Origin of the sequence: Aliirhizobium smilacinae, from assembly GCF_006335145.1 — a bacterium.
Taxonomy (GTDB): Bacteria; Pseudomonadota; Alphaproteobacteria; order Rhizobiales; family Rhizobiaceae; genus Neorhizobium; species Neorhizobium smilacinae.
The window spans coordinates 673,767-698,601 of record NZ_VDMN01000002.1; the positions used below are offsets into that span (position 1 = coordinate 673,767).

The window sequence follows — 24,835 nt, forward strand, 5'->3', positions numbered from 1 at the left end:
TGACAGCCGGTATGGCCCTCTCCCGATCCCTTCATCGTCAGATTTGCAAAACTTGTCAAAGCAGATTCCCTGAGTACAGCCATGTCCGGCCGCCTCTTGCCCTCAGCTCTTTCGGCTGTTTGGCGTTAAGTCGTTCGCCTCGATATTCAGGATTGCATGGCGAAATTTAAGATGTCAACATGAGTTTATGGGGTGTCATTTATTTTATCTGACATCTCAGAATTGGAATAATATTGCATGACCTGCGCCGGTCTGCAGTTCAAGCTAAGGCGTTTCGAGAACTGACTTTCGCAAATAAGGGGAACAACTCATGCGATCATACAGGCATATTCTCGCCGGCATCATCATCGCCGCAACCAGCATTGCACTACCGCTACAGGCTCAGGCCTCGAAGGATCTCTTCGTTATCGATCTGCCCGGCGAGCCTTCTTCGCTCGACCCTCATGTCCAATGGAATCCAGACAGCTACAACGTCTATCGCAACGTGTTCGACAATCTCGTCACCCGCGACGACGCCGGAAAGATCGTCCCTCAGATCGCCACCAGCTGGGATTACCTGTCCGACACGAAAATACGCTTCAAGATCAGGGATGATGTCACATTCCACGACGGGACGAAGCTGACGGCCGAGGATGTCGCCTTCTCGGTCAAGCGGATCACCGATCCCAAATTCGCCAGCCCGCAGCTCGGCCAGTTCAACCAGATCACCGACGCGATCGCCGATGATCCGGCCACCGTCACTTTGACGACCAACGGCCCCTATCCGCCGCTCTTCGCCCAGCTGGTGAAACTGTCGATCGTGCCGAAGACGGTCGTTGAGAAGGTTGGCAAGGATGCCTTCAATCTGGCCCCGGTTGGTTCCGGCCCCTACAGGTTCGAGAACTGGCAGCGTGGCGTCGAGGTGACACTTGCGCGCAACGATGCCTATTGGGGCGACAAGGGTGTCTTCCCGAAAGCAGTATTCCGCGCCGTGCCAGATGCAGCGACCCGCGTCGCCAATCTTCAGGCGGGTGCAAGCGATCTCGCCACGTATCTGAATGGTGATCTCGTGGCGCAGATCGACGCTTCGGGTAAAGGCAAGGCACTTGTCGGTAATACGGAGCGCGTCGCCTATCTCGGCATGAATGTCACCAAGGCACCGCTGGACAAGCCCGCGGTTCGCGAGGCGATCGCCATGGCGATCGACAAGGTGGGGATCGCGGAAGGTATCCTCGCCACCGGAGAAAAGCCGGTGCCTGAAATCGCCTCGCCAGCCCATTTAGGCTGGGTCGAGGGCATCGAGGCGCTGCCCTTCGATGCGGCAAAGGCCAAAGGGATCATCTCTTCCACGCCCGGCGCGGATGCGCCCGTCAAGCTTCTTACCTCACCGGTCTATGACCAGCGTGTGGTACAGGCGATCCAGCAGATGCTGAACGACGTCGGCATGAAGATCGAGATCGAGATGACCGACATGCCCAACTGGCTGAAGCAGATGCAGGGCGGACCGGGCGTCATTCCCGCGATTGCCTTCAGCCGCTGGAGTTGCGGTTGCCAGGATGCCGACGGCATTCTCTACCCGCTGCTTCATTCGTCGAGCGGCTGGTCGAGCATCAAGGATGCCGAGATCGATCAGGCACTCGATCTGGCGCGCAAGTCGCTGTCGCAAGAGGAGCGGCTTGCGGCCTACAAGACGGTGCATGAGAAAGTGAATGCGGAAAATCTCATCATTCCGCTCTACCAGGCCTCCGTCGTTTACGGTGCCGCCGAGCAGGTTTCGTTTACGCCGACGCCGAACGAGAGCATTTTCCTCAACCGGGTCGTATGGAAGGATTGAGTTCGACTGATTGAAGAGGTCCTCGACCTCTTCAACGGCGACGCTGGACGCTCCATAGGCCGCTGGCGTTGCCTGCTCCGCGAAAGGCAAAGGCCGATCACTGAAGTTTCATTATATCCGTTCGAACATAACGCTGGCCAAAGTGATGCCCATCGATATATTCCCGTCGATATTTCGTATGCTGAGGGAGCCTTATTATGAAAATCGTCAACCGTCGTTGGATCAATAAAGCGGCTGTAGCGGCCGCAATGGCTTTTGTTGTCATGGGAGCGGCCATGTCTTCGGCCGCAGCGCAGGAAAAAATAACCGTGTTCGCCGCCGCCAGCATGAAGAATGCGCTCGACGCGGCCAATAAGGCCTGGAGCGCGGAAGCGGGCAAGGAAGTGACGGCTTCCTATGCTGCAAGCTCGGCGCTCGCCAAGCAGATCGAAAGCGGCGCGCCGGCCGACGTGTTCATCTCGGCCGACCTCGACTGGATGAAATACGTTTCTGACAAGAAGCTGGTGAAGGAAGATACGAAGTCAAATTGGCTTGGCAATCGTATCGTGCTGGTCGCGCCGAAGGAAAATGCAAAGCCGGTCGATATCAAGCAGGGTTTTGATCTCGCGGGTCTGTTGAATGGCGGCAAACTTGCCATGGGCGCACCGGACAGCGTTCCGGCCGGCAAATACGGCAAGGCCGCGCTTGAAAAACTCGGTACCTGGGCCTCGGTCGAAAAAAGCGTTGCCGGTGCTGAAAGCGTCCGTGCCGCGCTCGCGCTCGTTTCCCGCGGTGAAGCGCCTTACGGTATCGTCTACGCAACCGATGCCGCTGCCGATCCGGGCGTTGCCGTCGTCGGCACGTTCCCGGAAAACAGCCATGCCCCGATCATCTATCCGATCGCCATCCTGTCCGAATCCAAGGCACCGGATGCCGCCGCCTATCTCGAGTATCTGAAATCCGCCAAGGCAGCCCCCTTCTTCGAGAAGGAAGGTTTCACGGTTCTGAAGTAATCTCTTGGGCGATACGATATTGCGGCTTCCGCCCGAGCGGAGGCCGTTTTCATGCGGAGCGGATCTTTGGACTGGCTGACATTAAGCGATGACGAATGGGTGGCGATCCGGCTCAGTCTCTGGGTTTCCGGTGTCGCGATGGTGGTCAGCCTGCCGTTCGGCATCATCGTCGCTTATCTGCTGGCGCGGGGCAAATTCTGGGGCAAGTCTATCCTCAACGGTGTCGTTCACTTACCGCTGATCCTGCCGCCGGTGGTTACCGGCTTCATCCTGCTTATTCTCTTTGGCCGCCGCGGTGTCATCGGCGCCTTCCTCAACGAATATCTCGGCATCGTTCTATCCTTCCGCTGGACAGGGGCGGCACTCGCCTGCGGCGTCATGGGTTTTCCTCTGATGGTGCGTTCCATCCGCCTGTCGATCGAATCCGTCGATCGCAAGCTCGAAGAGGCAGCCGGAACGCTCGGGGCCAGCCCGGCCTGGGTGTTTATGACCGTCACCCTGCCGCTGATCCTGCCGGGTGTCATCGCTGGCATGATTCTCGCTTTCGCCAAGGCGATGGGCGAATTCGGCGCAACGATCACCTTCGTTTCCAATATCCCCGGAGAGACGCAGACGCTGTCAGCTGCCATCTACACCTTCACTCAGGTGCCGGGAGGCGATCTCGGCGCGATGCGCCTGACCATCGTTGCGATCGTCATCTCCTTTGCGGCATTGCTTGCCTCGGAACTACTTGCCCATGCCGTCGGAAAAAGGGTGAGCCCCGAATGACCCTTCTTGTCGAAGCAAGGCAGAAACTTGGCGCCTTTTCGCTCGATGCCGGCTTTTCCTCCGAAGGCGGTGTCACCGCACTGTTCGGCCGTTCAGGCTCCGGCAAGACATCGATGGTGCGGATCATCGCAGGTCTGGCGAAACCCGATCACGGGCGGCTGGTGATTGACGGCGAAGTGTTGGTCGATATGGAAATGCGCATCTTTGTGCCCAAGCACAGGCGGCGATTTGGGTATGTCTTTCAGGAAGGACGGCTTTTCCCGCATCTGTCGGTCCGCCAGAACCTTACCTATGGCCGCTGGTTCGCACCAAAGAATGCGCAGGCAGCCGAGTTCGGTCGTATCGTTGATATGCTCGGGATCGATGCCCTGCTGGATCGGCGGCCGGGTGGTCTGTCTGGTGGAGAGAAGCAACGCGTGGCGATCGGCCGGGCGCTGCTGTCAGCGCCTCGCCTGCTTCTGATGGACGAGCCGCTCGCCGCCCTCGATGAAGCCCGCAAGGCGGAAATCCTTCCCTATCTGCAGCGGCTGCGGGACGAGACGGCGACACCGATCGTTTATGTCAGCCACTCGGTCGCAGAAGTGGCCCAGCTCGCCGACACGGTGGTGATGATGAAGGATGGGCGGGTCGAGGCGACCGGGACGCCGTCCGAAATTCTATCGCTGCCGTCCGCCGACCGGCGAGAATCCGGCGCCGTGCTTTCCGGTACCGTGCATATGGTAGACCCGGCGCACGGGCTTTCGACCGTCAGACTTTCTGCAGCCAGCATCATCGTGCCGAGCGCCAGGCTTGTTGCTGGACAAAACGTGCGCCTGCACATTCCGGAGCGGGATGTGATGGTCGCGACGATCCGTCCGGAAGGTTTGAGCGCCCTGAACATCATCGATGGCTTCGTGTCGGCAGTCGAGCCGGATGGCGAGGGCATGGCCCGTATCCACATCCGTTCGGGTGACGATATCGTGCTTTCCCGCGTCACCACGCTCTCCGTCGAGCGCTTGGCTCTTGTCATCGACAAACCCGTCTTCGCCGTCATCAAGACGGTGGCGCTGGAGCGTTAGCCGTCGGCAATCGACTTTCTTGCTCGCCAGAGGATTGACCGATGGTGGGTCGCGGTCAATCTATAGGCGCAACTGCTTCGGCTCGGGAGGACGATGCACTATGGTATCCGAAAGCCGAAAAAAGAACCGTGTCACACTGCTCGATGTCGCCCGTCACGCAAGCGTTTCGCGTGCGACGGCATCGCTTGTCATCCGCAAGAGCCCGCTTGTCAGCACGGAAACCCGTGCGAAGGTCGAGGCCGCAATGCAGGAGCTCGGCTACGTCTACAATATGGGTGCGGCGCGGCTGAGGGCCGACAAGAGCCTGACGATCGGGGTCGTGATTCCCAATCTCGTAAACCCGTTTTTTACGGAATTGCTGGCCGGGATCGAAACGGTCATCGATGCGGCCGGAATGGTCGTGATCCTGGTCAACAGCGGTGACCTCGTCACCCGCCAGGAAACACTGTTGACGCGTATGCGTGAACACGGCGTCGATGGCATCATCCTCTGCCCGGCGGCGGATACGAAGATGTCGCTGGTCGAACGGATGGCGGAATGGGACCTGCCTCTCGTCCAGGTTCTGCGCCATGTCACGGATGACTGCGATTATGCCGGTGTCGACTACGGTGTCGGAATGCACCAGGCCGTTGGGCATCTTGTCGAACTGGGGCACCGCGATATCGCTTTTGCCGTGCACGGCCCTGTTCATTCGGCCTATCAGGAGCGCGTCGATGGTTTTCGCGAGGCAATGGAGGCACGTGGCCTCTATCCCAACACCATCATCCGGGTTCCGAACCAGATGGCGGCAATCGCTGATTCCGCCGAATTGTTTTCGTCCGGTCCCGGCCGATCGAGTGCGGTCGTCTGTTTTAACGACGTCGTCGCCCTCGGTTTGTCGGCCGGGCTTTACGATCTCGGCATCACGATCGGCCGCGATTTCTCTCTGGTGGGGTTCGATGATGTCGCGGATGCCGAAGCGATGCGCCCGCGTCTGACATCGGTTGCCACATTCCCCGAAGCGATCGGCGAGGGAGCCGCGAAACTGCTTCTGGATCGCCTGACCCAGCCGGATCTGCCGCCTCGCAAACTTGTGAAGGCGCCACAGCTACGGATTCGCCAGTCAAGCGCCAGATGGAGCGGGACTGGCCTCGGGAGGGTCCAAAATTCGGGTTGACGTTGTCCGACAACTGATTTAGATCGATCTAAATCGTCGCATGGAGGTGCGACTTACGAGCGCGGAGGAGCCCTTGTACACTTTCAATTTCGAGCCGGTATTGGCGGGTTTTGACAAGCTCCTGATCGGCGCCCTGGTGACCGTCCAGCTGTCCTGCGCCGCGATGGTGATCGGCCTGATCGTGTCAATCCTCTGTGCCGCCGGCAAGACCTCGCGTGTTGCTCCGCTGCGATGGGTGATCGATGCCTATATCGAGATCATCCGCAACACGCCGTTCCTGGTGCAGATCTTCTTCATCTTCTTCGGCCTGCCGGCGCTTGGTATCCGGCTTTCGCCGAACAGCGCGGCACTTGTCGCTCTGGTGGTGAATTTCGGCGCCTATGGCACGGAAATCATCCGCGCGGGCATCGAGTCGATCCAGAAGGGGCAGATCGAGGCGGGCACCGCACTCGGCCTCTCCAAGCTGAAAATCTTCCGCTACATCATCATGAAGCCGGCGCTCAGAACGGTTTATCCGGCGCTGACCAGCCAGTTCATCTATCTGATGCTGACCTCCAGCGTGGTTTCCGCAATCTCGGCCGACGATCTGGCGGCTGCCGGCAACGACCTGCAGTCTGCGACCTTCGCCAGCTTCGAGGTCTATATCGTCATCACGGCCATGTATCTTGTCATGTCGATCGGGTTTTCAGCAGTCTTCTCGATGATCGAGAAGGTCGCCTTCCGATATCCGTTGAGCCGCTGAGGAGGGCTGGATCATGCTTATCAGACCTTTTGGCTGGAACGAATTTCTGATCATCGTCATGGCGGCGCAGTGGACGATTGCGCTCTCCGCAATCGCCTTTGCCGGCGGCGGCGTCGGTGGTCTGCTGATCGCGCTGGCGCGTGTATCCGACGCAAGGTGGCCAAGGCTGCTTGCTACTGGTTTCATCCGCATCTTCCAGGGCACGCCGCTTTTGATGCAGCTCTTCCTGGTGTTCTTCGGCATGAACATTTTGGGCTTTGCCATCAATCCCTGGATCGCGGCAGCCGTTGCGCTGACGCTGCATGCCAGCGCATTTCTCGGCGAAATCTGGCGCGGCTGTATCGAGGCGATCCCGCCCGGCCAGCGTGAAGCGGCAACAGCCCTCGGCCTGCGTTATGTCAACCGCATGCGCTATATCATCCTGCCGCAGGCAAGCCGCATCGCGGTGGCGCCGACCGTCGGTTTCCTGGTGCAGCTGATCAAGGGCACATCGCTTGCCGCGATCATCGGTTTCACCGAACTCACGCGACAGGGGCAGATTATCAACAATGCGACATTCAGCCCGTTCATGGTGTTCGGCACCGTGGCTGCGGTCTATTTCGTCCTCTGCTGGCCGCTGTCGCTGCTGGCACGTCGCATGGAAGTGAAGTTTTCCCGGTCGACCACACGTTGACCGGTCCTTTGCCGGCGGGAGGATGCCGGTGGAAAAGAAAGGGTAGGAACATGAACATTTCGAGACGCATCGCAGTCGCCGGCATCGGTGCTGCACTGATGATCGGGGCAACCGCTTCGCTTGCATCGGCGCAGACGGTTGAAACCATCAAGTCTGCCGGCACGATCAAGATCGGCATGATGGTGGATTTCCCGCCATTCGGCATCATGAATACCTCGAACGAGCCGGACGGTTATGACGCCGACGTGGCCAAGCTGCTCGGCACCGAATGGGGCGTAAAGGTCCAGATCGTTCCGGTTACCGGCCCGAACCGCATTCCCTATCTGCAGAGCAACCAGGTCGATCTGCTAGTAGCGTCGCTCGGCATTACCGAAGAACGCGCCAAGAACGTCGATTTTTCGCAGCCTTATGCCGGCATCTCGATCGGCGTGTTCGGCGCATCCGATACCAAGGTCTCCAAGCCTGAAGACCTGTCGGGCAAGACGATCGGCGTCGCCCGCGCGTCCACGCAGGATACGGCCGTCACCAAGGTTGCTCCGAAGGACGCCAAGATCCAGCGTTTCGATGACGATGCCAGCGCCGTTCAGGCTCTGCTCTCCGGTCAGGTCGAGCTGATCGGCGTCTCCAACGTCGTCGCCACCCAGATCGAACAGGCCGCTCCCGGCCGTTTCGACCAGAAACTGCAGCTCAGCCAGCAGGTTCAGGGTATCGCTGTTCGCAAGGGTTCGGCCGAATTGTTGACCGCTGTCAACGCCTTCGTCGAAAAGGCCAAGGCTGATGGTGAACTCAACAAGATCCATGAAAAGTGGCTCGGTTCGCCGCTGCCGGATTTCGTTGCCAAGAAGTAATTGAGACGTGAAGGAGTTCCTCGCATGACCGAGGCAAAAGCGAACGCAACAGTGGCGGCCGTGCGCGGGACTTCCGATCTGGCCGTGCATATGGAAGGCGTCAACAAGTGGTACGGCGCCTTCCACGCCCTCAACAACGTCAATCTCGAGGTGAGCCGCGGCGAGCGAATCGTAATCTGCGGCCCTTCGGGCTCGGGCAAATCGACGCTGATCCGCTGCATCAACCAGCTGGAAGTCATCCAGCAGGGCCGCATCGTGGTGGACAACCACGATCTGACCGCCGGCGGCAAGAATGTCGATCTGGTGCGGCAGGAAACCGGCATGGTTTTCCAGAGCTTCAACCTCTTCCCGCACATGACGGTTCTGGAAAACTGCACGCTGGCGCCGATGAAGGTCCGCGGCATTTCCAAGGTCGAAGCTGAAAAGACGGCCCGTCGTTTCCTCGAGCGCGTCCGCATCCCGGAGCAGGCCGAGAAATATCCGGCGCAGCTTTCGGGCGGTCAGCAGCAGCGCGTGGCGATTGCCCGTGCTCTCTGCATGAACCCGAAGATCATGCTGTTCGACGAGCCGACCTCGGCACTCGACCCGGAAATGGTCAAAGAGGTTCTGGATACGATGATCGACCTTGCCAAGGAAGGCATGACCATGCTCTGCGTAACCCACGAGATGGGCTTTGCGCGTCAGGTGGCCGACCGGGTGATCTTCATGGATCGTGGTGAAATCCTGGAAATGGGACCGCCGGATACGTTCTTCGACAATCCGAAGAACGAACGCCTGAAGAACTTCCTCGGCCAGATCTCCTGATCCACGCATAACAAGGATACGACAGATGAAACCGGACCTCCTGCTTCTCGAACCGATGATGAAGCCGATCGAGGAGAAGCTCGATGCGCTCTACACCGTGCATCGCGCCTATGACGCAAGCCAGAGCCAGACGATCGAAGAGGCGTTGCCGCGCATCCGAGCGGCGGCGACCGGCGGCGGCGGCGGTATCTCGAACGAATGGATCGGCAAGCTGCCTAACCTCGGCGTTGTTGCGGTCAACGGTGTCGGTACCGACAAGATCGACCTCAAATTCGCCCGCGAACATGATATCGACGTTGCCACCACGCTCGGCGTCCTGACTGACGATGTTGCCGATGTCGGCATCGCCCTCATCCTGGCTGTCTTGCGGCAGATCGTTGCCGGCGACACCTATGTCCGCAGCGGCAACTGGAACAAGGGCGGTTTCCCGCTCGCCACAAGCCCCAAGGGCAAGCGCCTCGGCATTCTCGGTTTGGGCCAGATCGGCAAGGCCGTCGGCCGCAAGGCGGAAGCCTTCGGCATGGAGGTGCGCTATTGGAACCGGTCGCCGGTTACGGATACGGACTGGACAGCCTGTGCCACGCCGATCGAACTGGCGCGGGACAGCGATGTGCTCTGCGTCGTGATCTCCGCCAACGACCAGACCTTCAATATCGTCAACGCCGAAATGCTCGAAGCGCTGGGCCCGAAGGGCTATCTGATCAACATCGCCCGCGGCACGGTGGTCGATGAAGATGCGCTTCTCGCGGCCCTGACCTCCGGCAAGATTGCCGGCGCCGGCCTCGATGTCTTCGTCAACGAGCCGAACATTCGCGAAGAGTTCTTCACCGCTCCGAACACCGTGCTTCTGCCGCATGTGGGCAGCGCCACGGTCGAGACCCGCATTGCCATGGGCGAAATGGTTTTGACCAACCTTGCCGCCTATTTCGCCGGCGAAAAGCCGCCGACGACCGTCAACTGAGGGCAGCCATCCATGATCATTCGTCAGGCCTTTTTCGAAGGCTCGATCCATGCCGGCAAGGAAACGGCCTTCAAGGCCTATGTCGAGGAAAAGCTGATGCCGATGTGGCTGGCCTTTCCCGGCATCCGTGAGGTCAAGGTTCTTTATGCCGTCGAGAGGGACGAGGGCGCTCCGCCCTTTCCCATGGTTCTATGGACCGCCTATGACAGCCGCGAGGCACTCGCCACTGCCCTGGAATCGCCCGTGCGTTACGAGAGCCGGGAGATGACCAAGGGATTGCTGGAGATGTTCGACGGACATATCCATCACCACGTCTTCGATCTAGCGCTCGGGCAATAAACGGATAACCCCTCGCTGACCTGCCGTTAGCGGGGATTTTTCATCATGTCCGGCCCGCAGCCGGACATGATCAGACGTCTTCGGTCGAGTAAGCCTCCAGCAAACGCGATGTGTCCAGCTTCAGCGCGCTATTGGCCTGCAGGATGTCCGAAAGACCGCTCTGCACGATGTCCTGGAATGCTTCCAGATCCATGATCAGGTCTTTCACCACGCCGACACTCAGGCGCCCGGATTCCACCTTTCCCATGATGCGGATCGCAGCCAGGCCGGAAGCCAGTCGTCTCATCTCCGATACCATCTCGAAGAAACTCTTCAGTTCCTGTTCGATGCCGGTCAGGCTCTTTAAGGCCTCGCCCTGGTAGGTCAACTGCTGCTGGTTGAGGTAGTTTTTCTCGGTTGCGTGGTCGACGCCCTCTATAGCTGCCTCTTGCCTGAAGCTGGCGGCGATTTCCTGCTGGACATAGGATGTTGCAAGGAGAAATGCACCGACATTAATGGTTTGGGAGACTCTAATAGCTGCTTCCAGAAAACCTTCCAGGCCTCGCTCTATTTCCTCGGACAGCGTGTTGTAATTCGTTGATATGGTCGCGATCGCGGCGCCTGCCTCGCCGATCTGGCCTGCATGGACGAGCAGATTGAGCGGAACGAACCTGTAGGTCAGGTAACCCTCCGAGATCTGGCGGGCCGCAGCCAGCAACCGTGTAGCCGAAGGCATCAGCCGTTCATAAAGGGCAAGTGTCTGCCGAGGCTGTCTTTGCAGGTTCTCCTCACGTCCGGAAAATTCCGCAGACAGGCTTGTCGCCATGAAGGCATCGTAGCTTTCGAAACCGAGAGCGGACAGTCGAGCCATTAGCCGTGTCGCACTTTCCGCAGGCGACAACCTTTCCTCGGCCTCCATCCGTACCAGAGACGAATATTCCGCCTGTACGACACCAAATATGCCGCTGTTTGGTTTGATGCGGACGGAAAGATAGCCGCCTTCGCACGGTGTTATGATGGCGTAGACCCAATAGAAACGGCCGTCCTTGCTCTTGTTCTTTACATAGGCACCGGTCTGAAGACCTTTCTTCAATCGCTCCCAAAGCAACCAGAAAACAGCGCGCGGCACGCCTTCGTGCCTGATGATGTTATGGGGTTTTCCGGCGAGTTCGCTCCAGGAATACCCACTGATGCGCTGGAAGACCTCATTGCCGGACTGGATTTTTCCGCGCCCGTCCGTTCTGGAAAAGAAGATCTCCGCGAAGCTGAACGGAATTTCTATTTCGCGATATAATTGTGACTGCTCGTAAACCGCTGCAGAATCCATGAATTAAACTTTCGCCGCAAGAAATATCCTCCCTATTTCCCAGAGGGGATTTCTTGCATCGAAATGTTCTACTGTCATTCCAGTTTTTAACATGAATTGACGATGGTCAAATATGCGACAAAAATTCAAATTTTAATGATCGTGGATTTTTACAGGCTGGGTGCTTTGCGCAAAATTGCGGGGCATCAAAACTCGAAGTGCTCAGATGGTTCTCTTTTGTTCGGCATAAGCGCGAAAGTGCTGCAGGAGTTTTTGGGCATAAAGAGGAAGTTGCTGCTCATGTCTCACGCAGACATAAAGCTCGCGCTCGGCCCATCCGTCGGCAATCTGCAGCGTGCGGAAACTCATGTCACGGGCGTAACGGCGGGCAGCGCTTTCCGGCACAATACCCAGACCGGCGCCGCATTCGACGATCCGGCACAAGGCCTCGAAGTTTTCGACGCGGACGCGGATATTTCCACGTCTGCCGAGTTCGTTTGCCAAGCGCCGCAGGAATTGCGACAGAGCCACCGTTGCATCGAGCGAAATGAGCGCGTGGTCAAGTATCCGGGTATAAGCAACCGGTCCTTCGAGCGCGGAGTCTTTCGGCACGACCAGCACGAGCCTGTCAGGTACGAACCGCCAACTCTCGAGGCCGCTCATATCCGCCGAGGACGCCACGATGCCGATATCAGCCTCGCCGTTGATCAAGAGATTGACCACTTCGAAACTCGGCTTGTCCTTGACGGTGACGAATATATCCGGGTTCTCCCGCAAGAATGATCCCAGCAGTTGTGGCATGTGCTCGGAGAGCATATTGGTGTTCGACAGGAGGCGGATCGTCCCGCCACGCCCTTCCGAGAAGGCGTCGAGTTCCACTTGAAGCTTTCGCGTATCGTCGAGCACCTTGCGGGCATGGCCGACCAGAATATCGCCCGCCAGCGTCGGCTTGATACCGCGACCCGTTCGCTCGAACAGTGTCAGCCCGAAGGATTCCTCCATTTTTCGCAGGCGCGCACTGACGGCTGCCACGACAATATTGTTCTGAGAAGCCGCAGCCGTAAGGCTCCCGCCTTCGACGGCGGCCAGAAATATCCTCAGATCGGTGAGATCAAATTTCATCCGGGCGAGCTTTCACGATTGGTGAAGGCTGTTTGTACGACAAACTGACTACACAAGCCATCTTTCACGGCGCTATGACACAAATCAAGTCGCACCGCGACACATCGACACGCCTCAGGTTTGATTCTGAACCCGTCAATCAAGCATTTTTGTTCAAGAATTGCTTCGGGACGAGTGGCATTCTCCCGATGTGCCGCTTCTGTCTGCGGCGATAAAGGCCAGTCTGACGTGTGGGAGGCACGTTTGAGACTGGCATTGTTTGTTCATGCTTGATGAAAGCACGGGGATATATGCTTACGCCTCCTGTCTCGCCTGGTACGTTTATCGGCAGCGTTCTGTTCGCGCCGATTTCCGCTTCGCTTCGCCCCGTGTTTCTCTGTCTTTCCGCGCTGGTCGCAACGACCGGCGCCAGCTTTGCGGACGATGCCTCCGATCTGGTGGCGCGTGGTCGCTACCTTGCGACGGCAGCCGACTGTGCCGCCTGTCACACCGCGCCGCATGGCGGCACGCCTTTTGCCGGCGGCTACGGTATAGATACTCCGCTCGGCAAGATTTTCTCGACGAACATCACGCCGTCGAAGGAAGACGGCATCGGCAATTACAGCGAAGAGGACTTCGCCCGCGCCGTGCGCGAAGGTGTCGCCAAGGACGGCAGTCACCTTTATCCGGCCATGCCCTACACGGCTTACGCCAAGATCACCGATGACGACATGAAGGCGCTTTACGCATACTTCATGAACGGGGTGAAGCCGGACGATCACAAGCCGCAGAAGACCGAACTGCCTTTCCCCTTCTCCATCCGGACCTCGATGGCCGTCTGGAATCTGCTGTTCCTCGACAAGACGCGCTTTCAGCCCAACTCGGCAAAGTCGGCCGAATGGAATCGCGGCGCCTATCTTGCTGATGCGCTGGAGCACTGTTCGACCTGCCATACGCCACGTAACGCCTTCATGGCTGAAGACGCGAGCCAGCCGCTTGCCGGTGGTTCTGTCGGGTCGTGGTATGCACCGAACATCACGTCCGACAAGGTCGCCGGCATCGGTGGCTGGTCGGACGATGAGCTGATCCGGTATCTGAAGACAGGCAATGTTGCCGGCAAGGCGCAGGCCGCCGGCCCGATGGCGGAAGCGGTCGAAAACAGCCTGCAGCATCTCTCCGACGACGACCTCAAGGCGATCGTCACCTATCTGAGGGACGTGCCAGCGATCGCATCCGGTGACAAGCCGTCGCGCGCCGAGCTTGGCAAACCTTCGTCCGTGGTCGAGGCGTCGCTTCGCGGCCTGCCGGGCCAGATGGCGGATGAAAACGGTTACCACGTGTTCAGCGGCAGTTGCGCCGCCTGCCACCAGGTGGAAGGGCAGGGCAACGACCATTACCCGTCACTGTTCCACAACACGGCGACCGGTGAAGACCGCCCGGACAACCTCGTTTCGACCATCCTTTACGGCCTGCATCGCACCGTCGGCGACCATGTCGCCTTCATGCCGGCCTTCGGTCCTGACGCATCGTTCACGGATCGTCTGTCCGACAAGGACATTGCCGATGTCAGCAATTATGTGCTGGCGAATTACGGCAACCCGGCCGTCAAGGTTACGCCCGCCGATGTGGTGCGCATCCGTGACGGTGGCGAGAAGCCGCTGATCGTCAAGCTGGCGCCGCTTGCAGCTCCTGCCGCGATCGCCATTACCGTCATCGTGCTTGCCTTGATCATTTGGCTGCTGTCGCGCCGCCGTTCGCGTCCCGCGCTCGGCTGAGCCTGTTTCGCTTTTCCTTTCAGCATTGAACGCTCCCCTGGAGATCCTGATGCCTTTTGATCCTTCTTCCCCGGCCATGCTTGGCCATCATCTCTCGCGCCGCAGCCTGCTGCGCGGTACGGCCGCCCTTGGCGGTCTGGCAATCGCTGCCAATCTGCTCGGTCCGATATCGGCTGCCGCGGCCGACGAAAGTACCGCTTCCTTCACCCAGTTGTCCGAGTTCCTGACCGGCTACAAGCTCGACCCCGTGCTCGGCGCACGCTTCCTGGCGGCGCTGAAGAAACGCGACACTGATCTTGATGCAAGCCTTGTCGCTCTTTCGCAGCTTATCAAGCAATCCGGCGTGCCGAACATGGATGGCTTTCTGGCTCTGACCGGCACTGATCCGGCGCTGATGAAGACCGCCACCAAGGTCGTGTCCGCCTGGTATCTCGGCGTCGTCGGCGAGCCGGAGGATGCGGAGCTGATCACCTATGCCGACTCGCTGATGTATCGCCCGACCAAGGGCCTCCTTACCGTCCCGTCTTATGGTCCTGGCCCCAATGCCTGGGGACCGAAGCCCGGTAGCAAGATCTGACAGGAACAAAGACAATGGCTAACACATCCTATGATGCGGACCTGATCGTCATCGGCTCGGGCGTGATGGGCGGCATCGTCGCCGCCAACCTCGCCAAGGCCGGCAAGAAGGTGATCGTTCTCGAAGCTGGTCCGCGCGTCAACCGCCGCGAGATCGTCGAGACCTACCGCAATGCGCCCGTAAAACTGTCGCTGGCTAACGCCAAGCTGCAGGGCGCCGGTTCCCCGTTTCCGAGCCTTCCACATGCGCCTTCCACCTATGGCGATTACCTGCAATATGAAGGGCCGGTGAAATACAACACCTCCTACCTTCGCGTGGTCGGTGGCACGACCTGGCATTTCGGCTCGGCCCTATGGCGGATGATCCCGAACGATTTCAAGATCCAGTCGCTTTACGGTCGCGGCCGGGACTGGCCGATCGGTTACGACGATCTCGAGCAGTATTACAACAAGGCCGAACTTGAACTCGGCGTGACCGGCACGGACGATCAGGACGAGAGCGGCCAGGGCGGCGGTCCGATGCCGCCGCGTTCCATGCCTTTCCCGATGAAGCAGTTGAACACCAGCTATATGTTCGACACGCTGGCGGAAAAGCTCTCGGTCGGCGGCTTCAATCCCGTGCTGGAGCCGCATGGCCGCGCCTCGCGCCCTTATGGCAACCGCCCGGTCTGCGCCGGCAACAACAATTGCAATCCGGTCTGTCCGATCGGCGCCAAATATGACGGCTCGATGCATATCGACGAAGCCGAACGCCATGGCGCCAAGCTGCTCGACAACTCGCCGGTCTACAGGGTCGAGGCCGGCGACGACGGCAAGATCGTGGCGATCTGGTACAAGAAGCCGGACAATTCCGAACACCGGCTGACGGCGAAATATTTCGTGCTTGCCGCTTACGGCATCGAATCCGCCAAGCTGCTTCTGATTTCGACCTCGCAGAAATATCCGAACGGCATCGCCAATTCCTCGGATCAGGTGGGCCGCAACCTGATGGACCATACCGGCATCAGCATGAACATGCTGACCAAGGAAGACATGTGGCCGGGTGAAGGTCCGACCGAGCTTCTGGTCTATCTTAACCAGCGCGATGGTGAATTCCGCAAGGACCATCCGAGCTACAAGATCAAGGTGCGCAACACCGTGCCGACCCAGCAGATGACCGAGGGTTTTCTCAAGAAGGGCATTCTCGGCTCCAAGCTGGACGAGCAGATCCGCAAATATTCCGCCCGTTCGCTCAACTGGGCGATCGATTTCGAACCGCTGCCGCTGGCCGAAAACCGCGTTACGCCGTCGAAGACCAAGTTCGATGCACTCGGCATCCCGGTTCCGGTTCTTTATTACAGCGTCACCGATTACTGGAATGCCGGTCGTGACCGCGGATTGCAGGACCTCAACAAGATCGCCAAGCTGCTGGATGCCGAAGTGTTGTCCACCGACGTGAAGTGGCAGAACCGCCAGCACGTGATGGGTACGACCCGCATGGGCGACGACCCGACGGATTCGGTCGTCGACCGCGATTGCCGCACCCATGACCATCCAAACATGTTCATCGCCGGCACCAGCGTCATGCCATCGGCATCCTGCATGAACCCGACACTGACGGGGGCGGCGCTCAGCGTGCGGATTGCGGAACAGTTGATCAAGGAGATCTGACCCGCCGCAAGGCAGTCAGAGACGAAGCCCGCATCGTGACATGAAGACACGATGCGGGCTTCTAACCGCCATCATGGCGGCTGGGGTAAACGGTGTAGATTCGGCGTTTCCGCGTCAAATGAAGATTTTGTAATTCACAGTCATGTTCGGTTGAAGTGGTTTCTTGCTTCATCCACAGGAAGAATTAGAGATGTTGAATATTCAGGATTTCCCCAGTGAAGGACTGAAAACCATCAGGCTGAGGATCTCGAACAGCATCTGCGCGCCGGCATGGGCGGTGTTGTAGGTCGAGTCATATTGTGGTGCCACTTCGACCACGTCGCCGCCGACGATGTTGATGCCTTTCAGCCCGCGGATCAGTTCCAGAACTTCCCGTGTCGTCAGCCCGCCGATTTCCGGCGTGCCGGTTCCGGGCGCAAAGCTTGGGTCGAGGCTGTCGATATCGAAGGAAACGTAAGTCGGCCCGTCACCGACGATCGCGCGGGCCTTTTCGATGATCGCCGGAATGCCCATGCCGGTGACTTCTTCGGCATGGATGACTGTCATGCCGGACTCGTAGGAAAACTCCCAGAGATATTCGGCGGCACCGCGAATGCCGATCTGGATCGTTCTTGTCGGATCAAGCACCCCATCCAGCACGGCATTGCGCATCGGTCCGCCGTGATGGAATTTCGTCTCGTCGAACAGGCCGCTCGTGTCGCAATGGGCATCGATATGGATAAGGCCGACCGGCCGGTTCCTGCCGACCGCCTTGAGAATCGGATGAGTGATTGAATGATCGCCGCCGACGGAAAGGGGCATCACGCCCGCATCGACGATCTGGCCGATGCGTTTTTCGATATCGTCATGGCTCATCTCCAGCCGGTAGCGGCTGCGGAAGGGAACGTCGCCGATATCGGCCACGCGCAATTCATGGGTCGGTGCGCATTCCAGCACATGATTGTAGGGGCCGACACGTTCGATGGCGCGCAGCGCCCGCGGTCCGAAGCGGGAGCCCGGCCGGTTGGTGACGCCGAGATCCATCGGCATGCCGATCAAGGCGACCTGCAGATCGCCGAACTCCGGGTTTTCGGCATCGACAGGCAGATAGGGAGCATCAAGCAGGGTCGGGATGCCGGCATAGGGCGCAACACGGGTTCCGGCCTTGTTGAAGATCTTCTCGGCAACCTTCTTGAACTTCGGATCGAAAATCTCGCCGCCGGGGCTGTTTTCGTATTTTGTCCGCAGCGCTTCCAGTTTCTTGTCGTCGAATGGCATGGACGTTCCCGTTTGTTTTTATCCACTCTCGGTGCCTGCTTGGGGCAGGCCCGGTCATTCTTGAATAGCAAACTGCCGACCGCAAGTCGGAGCAGCTTGAAAAACAAAAACACCGAACAGATGCCGGACCTGTTCGGTGTGGAAGAATAGCACGGGCGTGACATCCGGGGATGTCACGGAAGTGAGATTTCAGCCGTTGTGATAAGCGACAGCACCACGATCGCCGTCCAGACCGGTGGCAACGACCGAGACCCGGAACTTGCCGTCGAGATTGCGATCAAAGATCGCGCCGACGACGATATCGGCGTCCGCCTCGACTTCATCCCTGATACGGCTTGCGGCCTCGTCGACTTCGAACAGCGTCATGTCGGAGCCGCCGGAGATCGAGATCAGGACGCCTCTGGCACCCCGCATCGAGATATCGTCGAGCAGCGGATTGGCGATGGCCAGTTCTGCCGCCTGCAGCGCACGATTGTCGCCGGACGCTTCGCCGGTGCCCATCATGGCGCGACCCATGCCGCGCATGACCGATTTCACGTCGGCGAAATCGAGATTGATCAGGCCTTCCTTGACGATCAGGTCGGTGATGCAGCCAACGCCGGAAAAGAGCACGCGGTCGGCGATCATGAACGCGTCGGCGAAGCTGGTCTTGGCATCTGCGATGCGGAAGAGGTTCTGGTTCGGAATGACGATGACGGTATCTGCCGCATCCCGAAGCTCCAGAATGCCCTGTTCTGCCGTCTTCATCCGCCGCTGGCCTTCGAAGGTGAACGGCTTGGTGACAACGGCGACCGTGAGGATGCCGGCGGCGCGTGCGGCACGCGCAATCGCGGGCGCAGCACCCGTTCCGGTGCCGCCGCCCATGCCGGCGGTGACGAAGCACATGTGCGAGCCGGCCAGATGGTCCATGATCTCGTCGATCGACTCTTCTGCGGCGGCGCGCCCGATATCGGGCAGAGAGCCGGCGCCGAGACCCTCGGTGATCTGGGCTCCGAGCTGAATCCGGCGTGACGCCTTGGATGTTGCCAGCACCTGGGCATCCGTGTTGGCCGCCACGAATTCGACGCCGCGGAGTTCTTCCTCGATCATGTTGTTGATCGCGTTACCGCCACCCCCGCCGACACCGATGACGGTGATCTGCGGTTTCAATTCAGTCAGGCCGCGTTTCAAGTCCGTCAACCTCAGGCTCCTTCAGTTCTTCGTGCCGCTTCATGGAGCGGCGAATCGCTCGCCAAACTATCTGCCGATTGCGTCGGAAGCTAGAAGGAAGCCCAAGGCAGACAGACTATCGGGCGGCGCGCATCGCTTCGATGAACTGCCGGGCTTTGGCGCCGACGGTCGCGGCATCGTCGCCGGGCTTGTAGAGCGAACCGCCGATGCCGAAACCGGCAGCGCCGGCGTCCACGAAAGCCTTCATGTTGTCGGGCGTTACACCGCCGACGGCGAGAACCGGAATATCCTTCGGCAGCACGGCCTTCCACGCCTTGATGACGTGAGGCGGAATGGCTTCGGCCGGGAATGCCTTGACGCCCGTGGCGCCAGCGCCGATCGCGGCAAAGGCTTCCGTCGGCGTGGCGACGCCGGGCAGGCTGACCATGCCCTTGGCGACGCTCGCTTCGATGACCGAGAGGTTTGCATTCGGCGAGATGATGACATTTGCGCCCGTGGCGGCGACATCCGCGACCTGGGCAGGCGTCAGCACGGTACCGGCGCCGATCAAAGCCTTGTCGCCGAAACGCTTCTGCAGCTTTTCGATGCTTTTCAGCGGATCGGGCGAGTTGAGCGGCACTTCGAGGATGCGCCAGCCGGCCTCGATCAGCGTCTCGCCGATCGCTTCGACCTCTTCCGGCTTGATGCCGCGAAGGATGGCGATCAGGTTGCATTCTTTGAGAGCGTCGTGGAGGTTCATGGGAAACGTCCTTATTTCGTCAATTGCAATTGGCCGGCGATCAGTTGAACGCCACGTTTGGCGGCATCTGGCGGGCTCGGGGCAACGGTGAGGTCGAAAAGCGGCGCGACGCGCCCGTAACGGCTGTTCAAGACATTGTTGCCGACGATGCCGATCGCCTCGCCGGCGATAAGACAGCCGGCGGCGCGGGCCTGGCGGAATTCAGAGCCGATCACAAGGCCGGAAACGTAATCGCCGATATCCTCGGGTTTCAATACGCCGGCAAGTATGCCGGTGCGGGCGGAAAAGACCGCTGCGAGAAATGCATCGGCGGCGCGGGCATCGCTCGTTGCGAATTCAGCGCCGCGATCGAATGCCGACCAGACGGGTTCTGAGCCGGGAGCCGGTTCAACGGCTTTGGCGATGAAGGAATGTTTGGTCAGAAGCGCGAAGATTTCGCCGGTCGCATAGGTCTGGAAAGAGGCAATGCGTCCATTCTCGACGCGCGCCCATTTGCTGTGGGTGCCAGGCAGGACAACGGTGCAATCCTTGTCCAGGCCGAAGCCGACGATCTGGGTTTCCTCGCCGCGCATGACATCCGGAAACGGCTTTGCCGCCGGATCGCGCATGCCGGGCAGGAAGGTGACGATGGCGCCGTTCTGCAACGTAAGCTGTTTCGTGCCGGCGGCGAGTTCGGCCAGACCGGCGGGGGCATCGACATAAGGGACTTCGATCCAGCCGTTGCGGCTGGTGATCATGCCGCTGGCAATGACCGGAAGGGGGCCGTGTTCGGTGAACCACGCGCCGACGGTTTCCATCAGGGCCGCTTCAAAGGCGCCATCCTTGACGAACTGGATGCCGCCGCTCGTCGTGTCGCGCGTATCGAGTGTCTCTCCGGTTTCGGCGACAAGTGCCGCACGCAGTGAACTCGTACCCCAATCAAGGATGATCGACACAGGTGTTGGCATTCCAGATTTCCTCCCGAGAATTATTGCGCCCCTCGATAGCGCGGTGGCAGGGCGGCTGTCGAGAAGAAATGCCGATAAAGTCATACTTTAGGCCGGATGCCGTCAGTGCCAAGCGGTGGTTGGTTGTGTGGCTTCCACGAAGGCACAATAAGCCCTTGGCGATCCTCGGTTTTCGCTTCGCTCATCCCGAGGATGCCGAAGGATGGTGGCCGGGGCGCTGAAAGCTGCCTCGTAAGTTAAGTTTATAGGTGACACCTGTCAGCGCCCCGTTCGGCAGTTTTTATCCGCGACTCCGGTCCCTCTGCCTTGGCCTTTCAGGATGGTGTTCGTCTGATGCCACGAAACACGGGCGGAACGACTTACCGCCAACACTCCGTTTTACCGCCGCCGGGCTATCCGTTTTCACGGACGGACTTAACAGCCCGGCGAAACCATCCCTGAAGCCACCCTGTGTGCCGCACAGGCACATCCGACGCGCCGTTCGAGCATCAGAAGCGGAAAGGCCGGTCCGAAACCTCATCCGCTTCCCCCGTGTCGCCGGAGGGAGACCATTTTCCGCGGACCCCGGTGGTGACGATTCACGTCGTCCCGCCACCACCAGCGTCGGTCCCGCCTCGCCGGCACGCCTGCCGGTGTATCCGTGACGGAACGGGGTGATTGTAGGCACAGGTTTGGAGGGCGAGGATGAAATTTTGTGTAAGGGATTGGATTTGTTGAGGTGGGGGCCAGAAACATCCCCGATGGGGCGGATCCCCTCACCAACAAAATCTAGGACTTAGCTTCGCTAAGATATTGATTTTGTAACCTCTCCCACAAGGGGAGAGGTAGGGCGACGAGGGTGCGGCACCAGTCTCTACCCTTGTGGGAGAGAAAGCGATTTCAACATCTTAGAGAAAGCTAAATCTTAGAAGTTGCCTCTCCACAACGGCCATTCGCCAGAGCGCAAGGTGTTCGCCTTTCAAAAACCCTGAAACAGGAAATCCGTGGCTGCGGTGATTTCGTCCGAACGATGCGAGAGGATGGTGATATGGATGCCGAGTCTTGCAACAGGAACGGCCGCAAGAAACTCGGTCATCATGACATAGGTGGTGCCGTCTATCTCAAAGCGGGGATTGAGTCTCTCGGCTGCTCGTTTTGCCTCTGATTCGGGCACCAACGGGACGACGACGCGGGTGTGAAGCGTATCAAGCAAATTGCTCTGTATATCCACAACCAAGCCGCGGCCAAACTGATAGACATAAAAACGCGCCATCAGAACATCCGGTATTTTTCAAGCGGCAGGCCATGGATGGCAACATACTCGTTATGGGCCTTGATCGCCTCGGCATTTTCTTCCAGCCAGCGACGTTCGCGCTCGGCTTTGACGGCCTTGGCGATGCCATCTTCGGCGGCGCGCGACAGGTTGATATCCAGTTCACGGGCTTGGGTGAGCAAATCGCTGTCGAGCGACAGATTGGCGGCCTTGCGGCTGGCTGACGGCATCGAACCCTCCAGAATAGATACGCAGATTATATGCGCATGTCGCATGAATTCAAGTTGGCGATTTTTCTGTGGGCAGGCTGCGAAACATGACGGCCGACATATGATTGTTGTGAAACGCTGCCAATGGTCGCCGAATGCCAGAAGGCACTGAAATTGAAATGAACAAGACGAGGTCTTGAATGAAACTGCTCCTTGGTTCCGCCGCTCTTGCCGCCGGGCTTTATGCCTTTGCCGGGGCGGCACAGGCCGATTGCGGCCCGGTGTCGATCGCCGAGATGAACTGGGCGTCAGCCGGCGTCGCCGCCAATGTCGACAAGATCATCCTGGAAGAAGGTTACGGCTGCTCGGTGGAACTGGTCAGCGGCGACACGCTGCCGACATTTACCTCGATGAACGAGAAGGGTCAGCCCGATATCGCGCCGGAACTGTGGATCAATGCGGTGCGCACCCCGCTCGACAAGGCTGTCGCCGAAGACCGTCTGGTAATTGCCGCCGGCCTTCTCTCCGAAGGCGGGCAGGATGGCTGGTGGATCCCGAAATTCCTCGCCGATGCGCATCCCGAGATCAAGACCGTACAGCAGGCGCTGGAACACAAGGAACTGTTTCCGTCGCCGGACGATCCATCCAAGGGTGTGATCTACAATTGCCCTCCGGGCTGGCAGTGCCAGGCATCGCTTGGCAATCTTTTCCGCGCGCTTGACGGGAAGGGCAAGGGTTTCGAGATCGCCGATACCGGCTCGGCGGCCGCACTCGACGGCACGATTTCCGGCGCCTTTGAGAAAAAGACCGGCTGGCTCGGTTATTACTGGTCGCCGACCGCCATTCTCGGCAAATACCCGATGGTGCGGCTTTCCTTCGATGTGCCGCATGACAAGGCGGAATGGGACGCCTGCACATCCGTGCTCGATTGCGCCGAGCCGAAGGTCAATTCCTATCCGGTCTCGGAAGTCTTCACCGTGGTGACGAAGAAGTTCTCGCAGGAGAACGCAGTGGCGATGGATTACCTGAAGACACGCAGCTGGACCAATGACACGATCAGCACCATCCTGGCCTGGCAGGTGGACAATCAGGGCACCAATGCGGATGGCGCCAAGCATTTTCTCGAAACCCGGGAAGATGTCTGGATGAAATGGGTAAGCCCGGAGATTGCCGAGAAGGTGAAGGCTTCGCTGTAACCTCGCTCCAAGATGCGAGCGGTGGGTCCGGCTTTTCCGCTTTTCACAGTGCCACCTGGCAAAGAAAAAGCCCCTCGCTGGTTTGACGAGGGGCTAAAGGCTGGAAAGTCAGATCGGAGCTCAGGTAACTCCAACTCCATGACACCATAGTTATATCAGTAGGTCGTCACCCAAACAGGTGACGCGGTTGTATTGGCGCCGTCTTCACCCGAGGGTGATGTAGGACAGCGGCAGGAAGGCGATCGTCACAGCAAGGCAAACGATCGCAGTCCTGACGAGCCGTGACCGGCGCGCCTTTCGAGCATCCCACTCGTAGACCATGTTTTCTCCCTTGTTATTCAGGAACCTGCGGGGCAAAGCCTTGCCGGTATCCCGATGCCTCCATCTGCGTGCAGGCAAGAAGGTACAATATTGACCGAAGCTTGCGTCGCGCAGGTTCAATCAGGGCGCGAGGGAGCGATTTAATTCTCGGGATCGAGGATGCAGCACTGTTCGGGCAGCGGCACGAGCACTGCCGTAGCGCCGGGCTCGAACATTTCCGACAAGGCGCCGTTGGCCGTGATTTCGCCGGCGGCCGTCTCGCATTTGTACTGATAGGCGCGGCCGAGATAGGTGCGGGTGCCGAGCGTCGCTGGAATGCCTTCGCCCGTGCCGCGCGTGACCAGGCCATCGGGGCGGGTGGCGAGGACGAAATCGTCCTTGATCGGACCGAAGGCATCCTGCGACAGGTGCAATCTTGCGCCGCCTGCTGCCTCGGCCGTGACGATCACTCCGTCGCGGGCGACGGTCTTCATCGGGATCAGGTTTTCGAAACCGACGAAACGGGCGACAAAGGCGTTTGCAGGCTTCTGATAGAGTACTTCCGGCGTATCGAGCTGCATGATGCGGCCGGCATTCATGATCGCGACGCGGTCGGAGATCGAGAACGCCTCTTCCTGATCGTGGGTGACGTAAAGCGAAGTCGTGCCATTGGCTTTTTGCAACTGACGGATCTCGACGCGCATATCGACACGCAGCTTGGCATCGAGGTTGGACAAGGGCTCGTCGAACATCAGCAGCGGCGGTTCGATGACGAGCGCGCGGGCAAGCGCGACGCGCTGTTTCTGGCCGCCGGACAGGGCTGCGGGCAGGCGGTCTGCGAGAGGTGCCAGACCGACACGTTCGAGCATGGCCGTCGCGCGCTTGGCACGGTCGGAAGAGGAGATGCCGCGCTGCTTCAGGCCGAACGCGACGTTTTCCATCACCGTCAGATGCGGGAAAAGCGCGTAGTTCTGGAAAACCAGGCCGATATCGCGGGCATGGGCGGGAAGCGTCGTGAGGTCACGATCCCCGAGTTTCACATGGCCGCTGGTCGGTGCTAAAAAACCGGCGACGATGCGAAGCGTCGTGGTCTTGCCGCAGCCGGAGGAGCCGAGAAGCGAGACGAGTTCGCCGGCCGCAACCGAGATCGACAGGTCTTTCAGGACCTGTGTCTGGCCGTAATGGGCGGAGAGATTTTCGATGGTCAGCGATACGGTCATGAGA

24 protein-coding genes are annotated in these 24,835 nt (G+C 59.3%); 15 read left to right on the forward strand and 9 right to left on the reverse strand.

From position 1 onward, the window contains the following. The first annotated feature begins 310 nt into the window (after positions 1-310). The 11 genes from FHP24_RS13860 (at position 311) to FHP24_RS13910 (ending at position 10,154) form a co-directional block, all read left to right on the forward strand. Positions 311-1,813 (forward strand): ABC transporter substrate-binding protein, encoded by a 1,503-nt coding sequence (locus FHP24_RS13860; RefSeq protein WP_139676767.1) that lies wholly within the window; start codon positions 311-313, stop codon positions 1,811-1,813. Between the two features lie 203 nt (positions 1,814-2,016). Further along, entirely contained in the window at positions 2,017-2,805 is a 789-nt protein-coding gene (gene modA / locus FHP24_RS13865) for a molybdate ABC transporter substrate-binding protein (RefSeq protein ID WP_394344624.1), read from the forward strand. Positions 2,806-2,856: 51 nt separating this feature from the next. Continuing rightward, positions 2,857-3,573: a molybdate ABC transporter permease subunit gene (gene modB / locus FHP24_RS13870; protein ID WP_139676769.1), complete on the forward strand. Its 717-nt coding sequence runs from the start codon at positions 2,857-2,859 to the stop codon at positions 3,571-3,573. Beyond that, positions 3,570-4,631, forward strand: a complete 1,062-nt coding sequence (gene modC / locus FHP24_RS13875; RefSeq protein ID WP_139676770.1) for a molybdenum ABC transporter ATP-binding protein — start codon at positions 3,570-3,572, stop codon at positions 4,629-4,631. Before modB ends, modC begins: the two co-directional genes overlap by 4 nt. 100 nt (positions 4,632-4,731) lie before the next feature. Continuing rightward, positions 4,732-5,787, forward strand: a complete 1,056-nt coding sequence (locus tag FHP24_RS13880) for a LacI family DNA-binding transcriptional regulator (RefSeq protein WP_139676771.1) — start codon at positions 4,732-4,734, stop codon at positions 5,785-5,787. 73 nt (positions 5,788-5,860) lie between these two features. After that, a complete protein-coding gene (locus FHP24_RS13885) occupies positions 5,861-6,529 on the forward strand; it encodes an amino acid ABC transporter permease (RefSeq protein WP_139676772.1) in 669 nt (222 codons plus the stop codon). 13 nt (positions 6,530-6,542) lie between these two features. Next, positions 6,543-7,202 (forward strand): amino acid ABC transporter permease, encoded by a 660-nt coding sequence (locus FHP24_RS13890; protein WP_139676773.1) that lies wholly within the window; start codon positions 6,543-6,545, stop codon positions 7,200-7,202. 50 nt (positions 7,203-7,252) lie between these two features. Next, the gene (locus tag FHP24_RS13895; protein WP_139676774.1) at positions 7,253-8,050 is read left to right on the forward strand and encodes a transporter substrate-binding domain-containing protein; all 798 of its coding nucleotides are present in this window, start codon (positions 7,253-7,255) and stop codon (positions 8,048-8,050) included. Between the two features lie 24 nt (positions 8,051-8,074). Further along, complete coding sequence (locus FHP24_RS13900; protein WP_139676775.1) at positions 8,075-8,854, forward strand: amino acid ABC transporter ATP-binding protein; 780 nt, start codon at positions 8,075-8,077, stop codon at positions 8,852-8,854. Between the two features lie 55 nt (positions 8,855-8,909). Next, positions 8,910-9,815: a 2-hydroxyacid dehydrogenase gene (locus FHP24_RS13905; protein WP_180356008.1), complete on the forward strand. Its 906-nt coding sequence runs from the start codon at positions 8,910-8,912 to the stop codon at positions 9,813-9,815. A 12-nt stretch (positions 9,816-9,827) separates the two neighbouring features. Continuing rightward, entirely contained in the window at positions 9,828-10,154 is a 327-nt protein-coding gene (locus FHP24_RS13910) for a hypothetical protein (RefSeq protein WP_139676777.1), read from the forward strand. A 70-nt stretch (positions 10,155-10,224) separates the two neighbouring features. Here FHP24_RS13910 and FHP24_RS13915 read toward each other — a convergent pair whose 3' ends face one another. Both FHP24_RS13915 and FHP24_RS13920 read right to left on the reverse strand, forming a co-directional pair. Next, positions 10,225-11,460, reverse strand: a complete 1,236-nt coding sequence (locus FHP24_RS13915) for a PAS domain S-box protein (protein WP_139676778.1) — start codon at positions 11,458-11,460, stop codon at positions 10,225-10,227. A gap of 201 nt (positions 11,461-11,661) precedes the next feature. Continuing rightward, complete coding sequence (locus tag FHP24_RS13920) at positions 11,662-12,561, reverse strand: LysR family transcriptional regulator (protein WP_139676779.1); 900 nt, start codon at positions 12,559-12,561, stop codon at positions 11,662-11,664. A 290-nt stretch (positions 12,562-12,851) separates the two neighbouring features. Here FHP24_RS13920 and FHP24_RS13925 point away from each other — a divergent pair, with 290 nt between their 5' ends. From FHP24_RS13925 to FHP24_RS13935, 3 genes are read left to right on the forward strand one after another with little or no spacing between them, the layout of a single operon-like run. Beyond that, on the forward strand, positions 12,852-14,315 hold the full coding sequence (locus tag FHP24_RS13925; protein ID WP_139676780.1) for a c-type cytochrome: 1,464 nt from the start codon (positions 12,852-12,854) through the stop codon (positions 14,313-14,315). Positions 14,316-14,364: 49 nt separating this feature from the next. Beyond that, on the forward strand, positions 14,365-14,892 hold the full coding sequence (locus FHP24_RS13930) for a sugar dehydrogenase complex small subunit (RefSeq protein ID WP_139676781.1): 528 nt from the start codon (positions 14,365-14,367) through the stop codon (positions 14,890-14,892). Between the two features lie 14 nt (positions 14,893-14,906). Then, entirely contained in the window at positions 14,907-16,541 is a 1,635-nt protein-coding gene (locus tag FHP24_RS13935; protein WP_139676782.1) for a GMC family oxidoreductase, read from the forward strand. A 201-nt stretch (positions 16,542-16,742) separates the two neighbouring features. On the opposite strand, the gene speB is transcribed toward FHP24_RS13935, so the two are convergent. The 6 genes from speB to FHP24_RS13965 form a co-directional block, all read right to left on the reverse strand. Beyond that, positions 16,743-17,798: an agmatinase gene (gene speB / locus FHP24_RS13940; protein WP_139676783.1), complete on the reverse strand. Its 1,056-nt coding sequence runs from the start codon at positions 17,796-17,798 to the stop codon at positions 16,743-16,745. Positions 17,799-17,987: 189 nt separating this feature from the next. Beyond that, on the reverse strand, positions 17,988-18,977 hold the full coding sequence (gene ftsZ, locus FHP24_RS13945; RefSeq protein WP_139676784.1) for a cell division protein FtsZ: 990 nt from the start codon (positions 18,975-18,977) through the stop codon (positions 17,988-17,990). Between the two features lie 106 nt (positions 18,978-19,083). Continuing rightward, complete coding sequence (locus FHP24_RS13950) at positions 19,084-19,707, reverse strand: 2-dehydro-3-deoxy-6-phosphogalactonate aldolase (protein ID WP_139676785.1); 624 nt, start codon at positions 19,705-19,707, stop codon at positions 19,084-19,086. An 11-nt stretch (positions 19,708-19,718) separates the two neighbouring features. Further along, a complete protein-coding gene (locus FHP24_RS13955; RefSeq protein ID WP_139676786.1) occupies positions 19,719-20,654 on the reverse strand; it encodes a 2-dehydro-3-deoxygalactonokinase in 936 nt (311 codons plus the stop codon). 958 nt (positions 20,655-21,612) lie between these two features. Continuing rightward, positions 21,613-21,906, reverse strand: a complete 294-nt coding sequence (locus FHP24_RS13960; protein WP_139676787.1) for a CcdB family protein — start codon at positions 21,904-21,906, stop codon at positions 21,613-21,615. Then, on the reverse strand, positions 21,906-22,136 hold the full coding sequence (locus FHP24_RS13965) for a type II toxin-antitoxin system CcdA family antitoxin (protein WP_139676788.1): 231 nt from the start codon (positions 22,134-22,136) through the stop codon (positions 21,906-21,908). Before FHP24_RS13965 ends, FHP24_RS13960 begins: the two co-directional genes overlap by 1 nt. Before the next feature lie 179 nt (positions 22,137-22,315). Here FHP24_RS13965 and FHP24_RS13970 point away from each other — a divergent pair, with 179 nt between their 5' ends. Then, positions 22,316-23,311, forward strand: coding sequence for a glycine betaine ABC transporter substrate-binding protein (locus FHP24_RS13970; RefSeq protein ID WP_139676789.1), 996 nt, complete (start codon positions 22,316-22,318; stop codon positions 23,309-23,311). 461 nt (positions 23,312-23,772) lie between these two features. On the opposite strand, the gene FHP24_RS13975 is transcribed toward FHP24_RS13970, so the two are convergent. Next, positions 23,773-24,831, reverse strand: a complete 1,059-nt coding sequence (locus tag FHP24_RS13975; RefSeq protein ID WP_139676790.1) for an ABC transporter ATP-binding protein — start codon at positions 24,829-24,831, stop codon at positions 23,773-23,775. Positions 24,832-24,835: the final 4 nt, after the last annotated feature.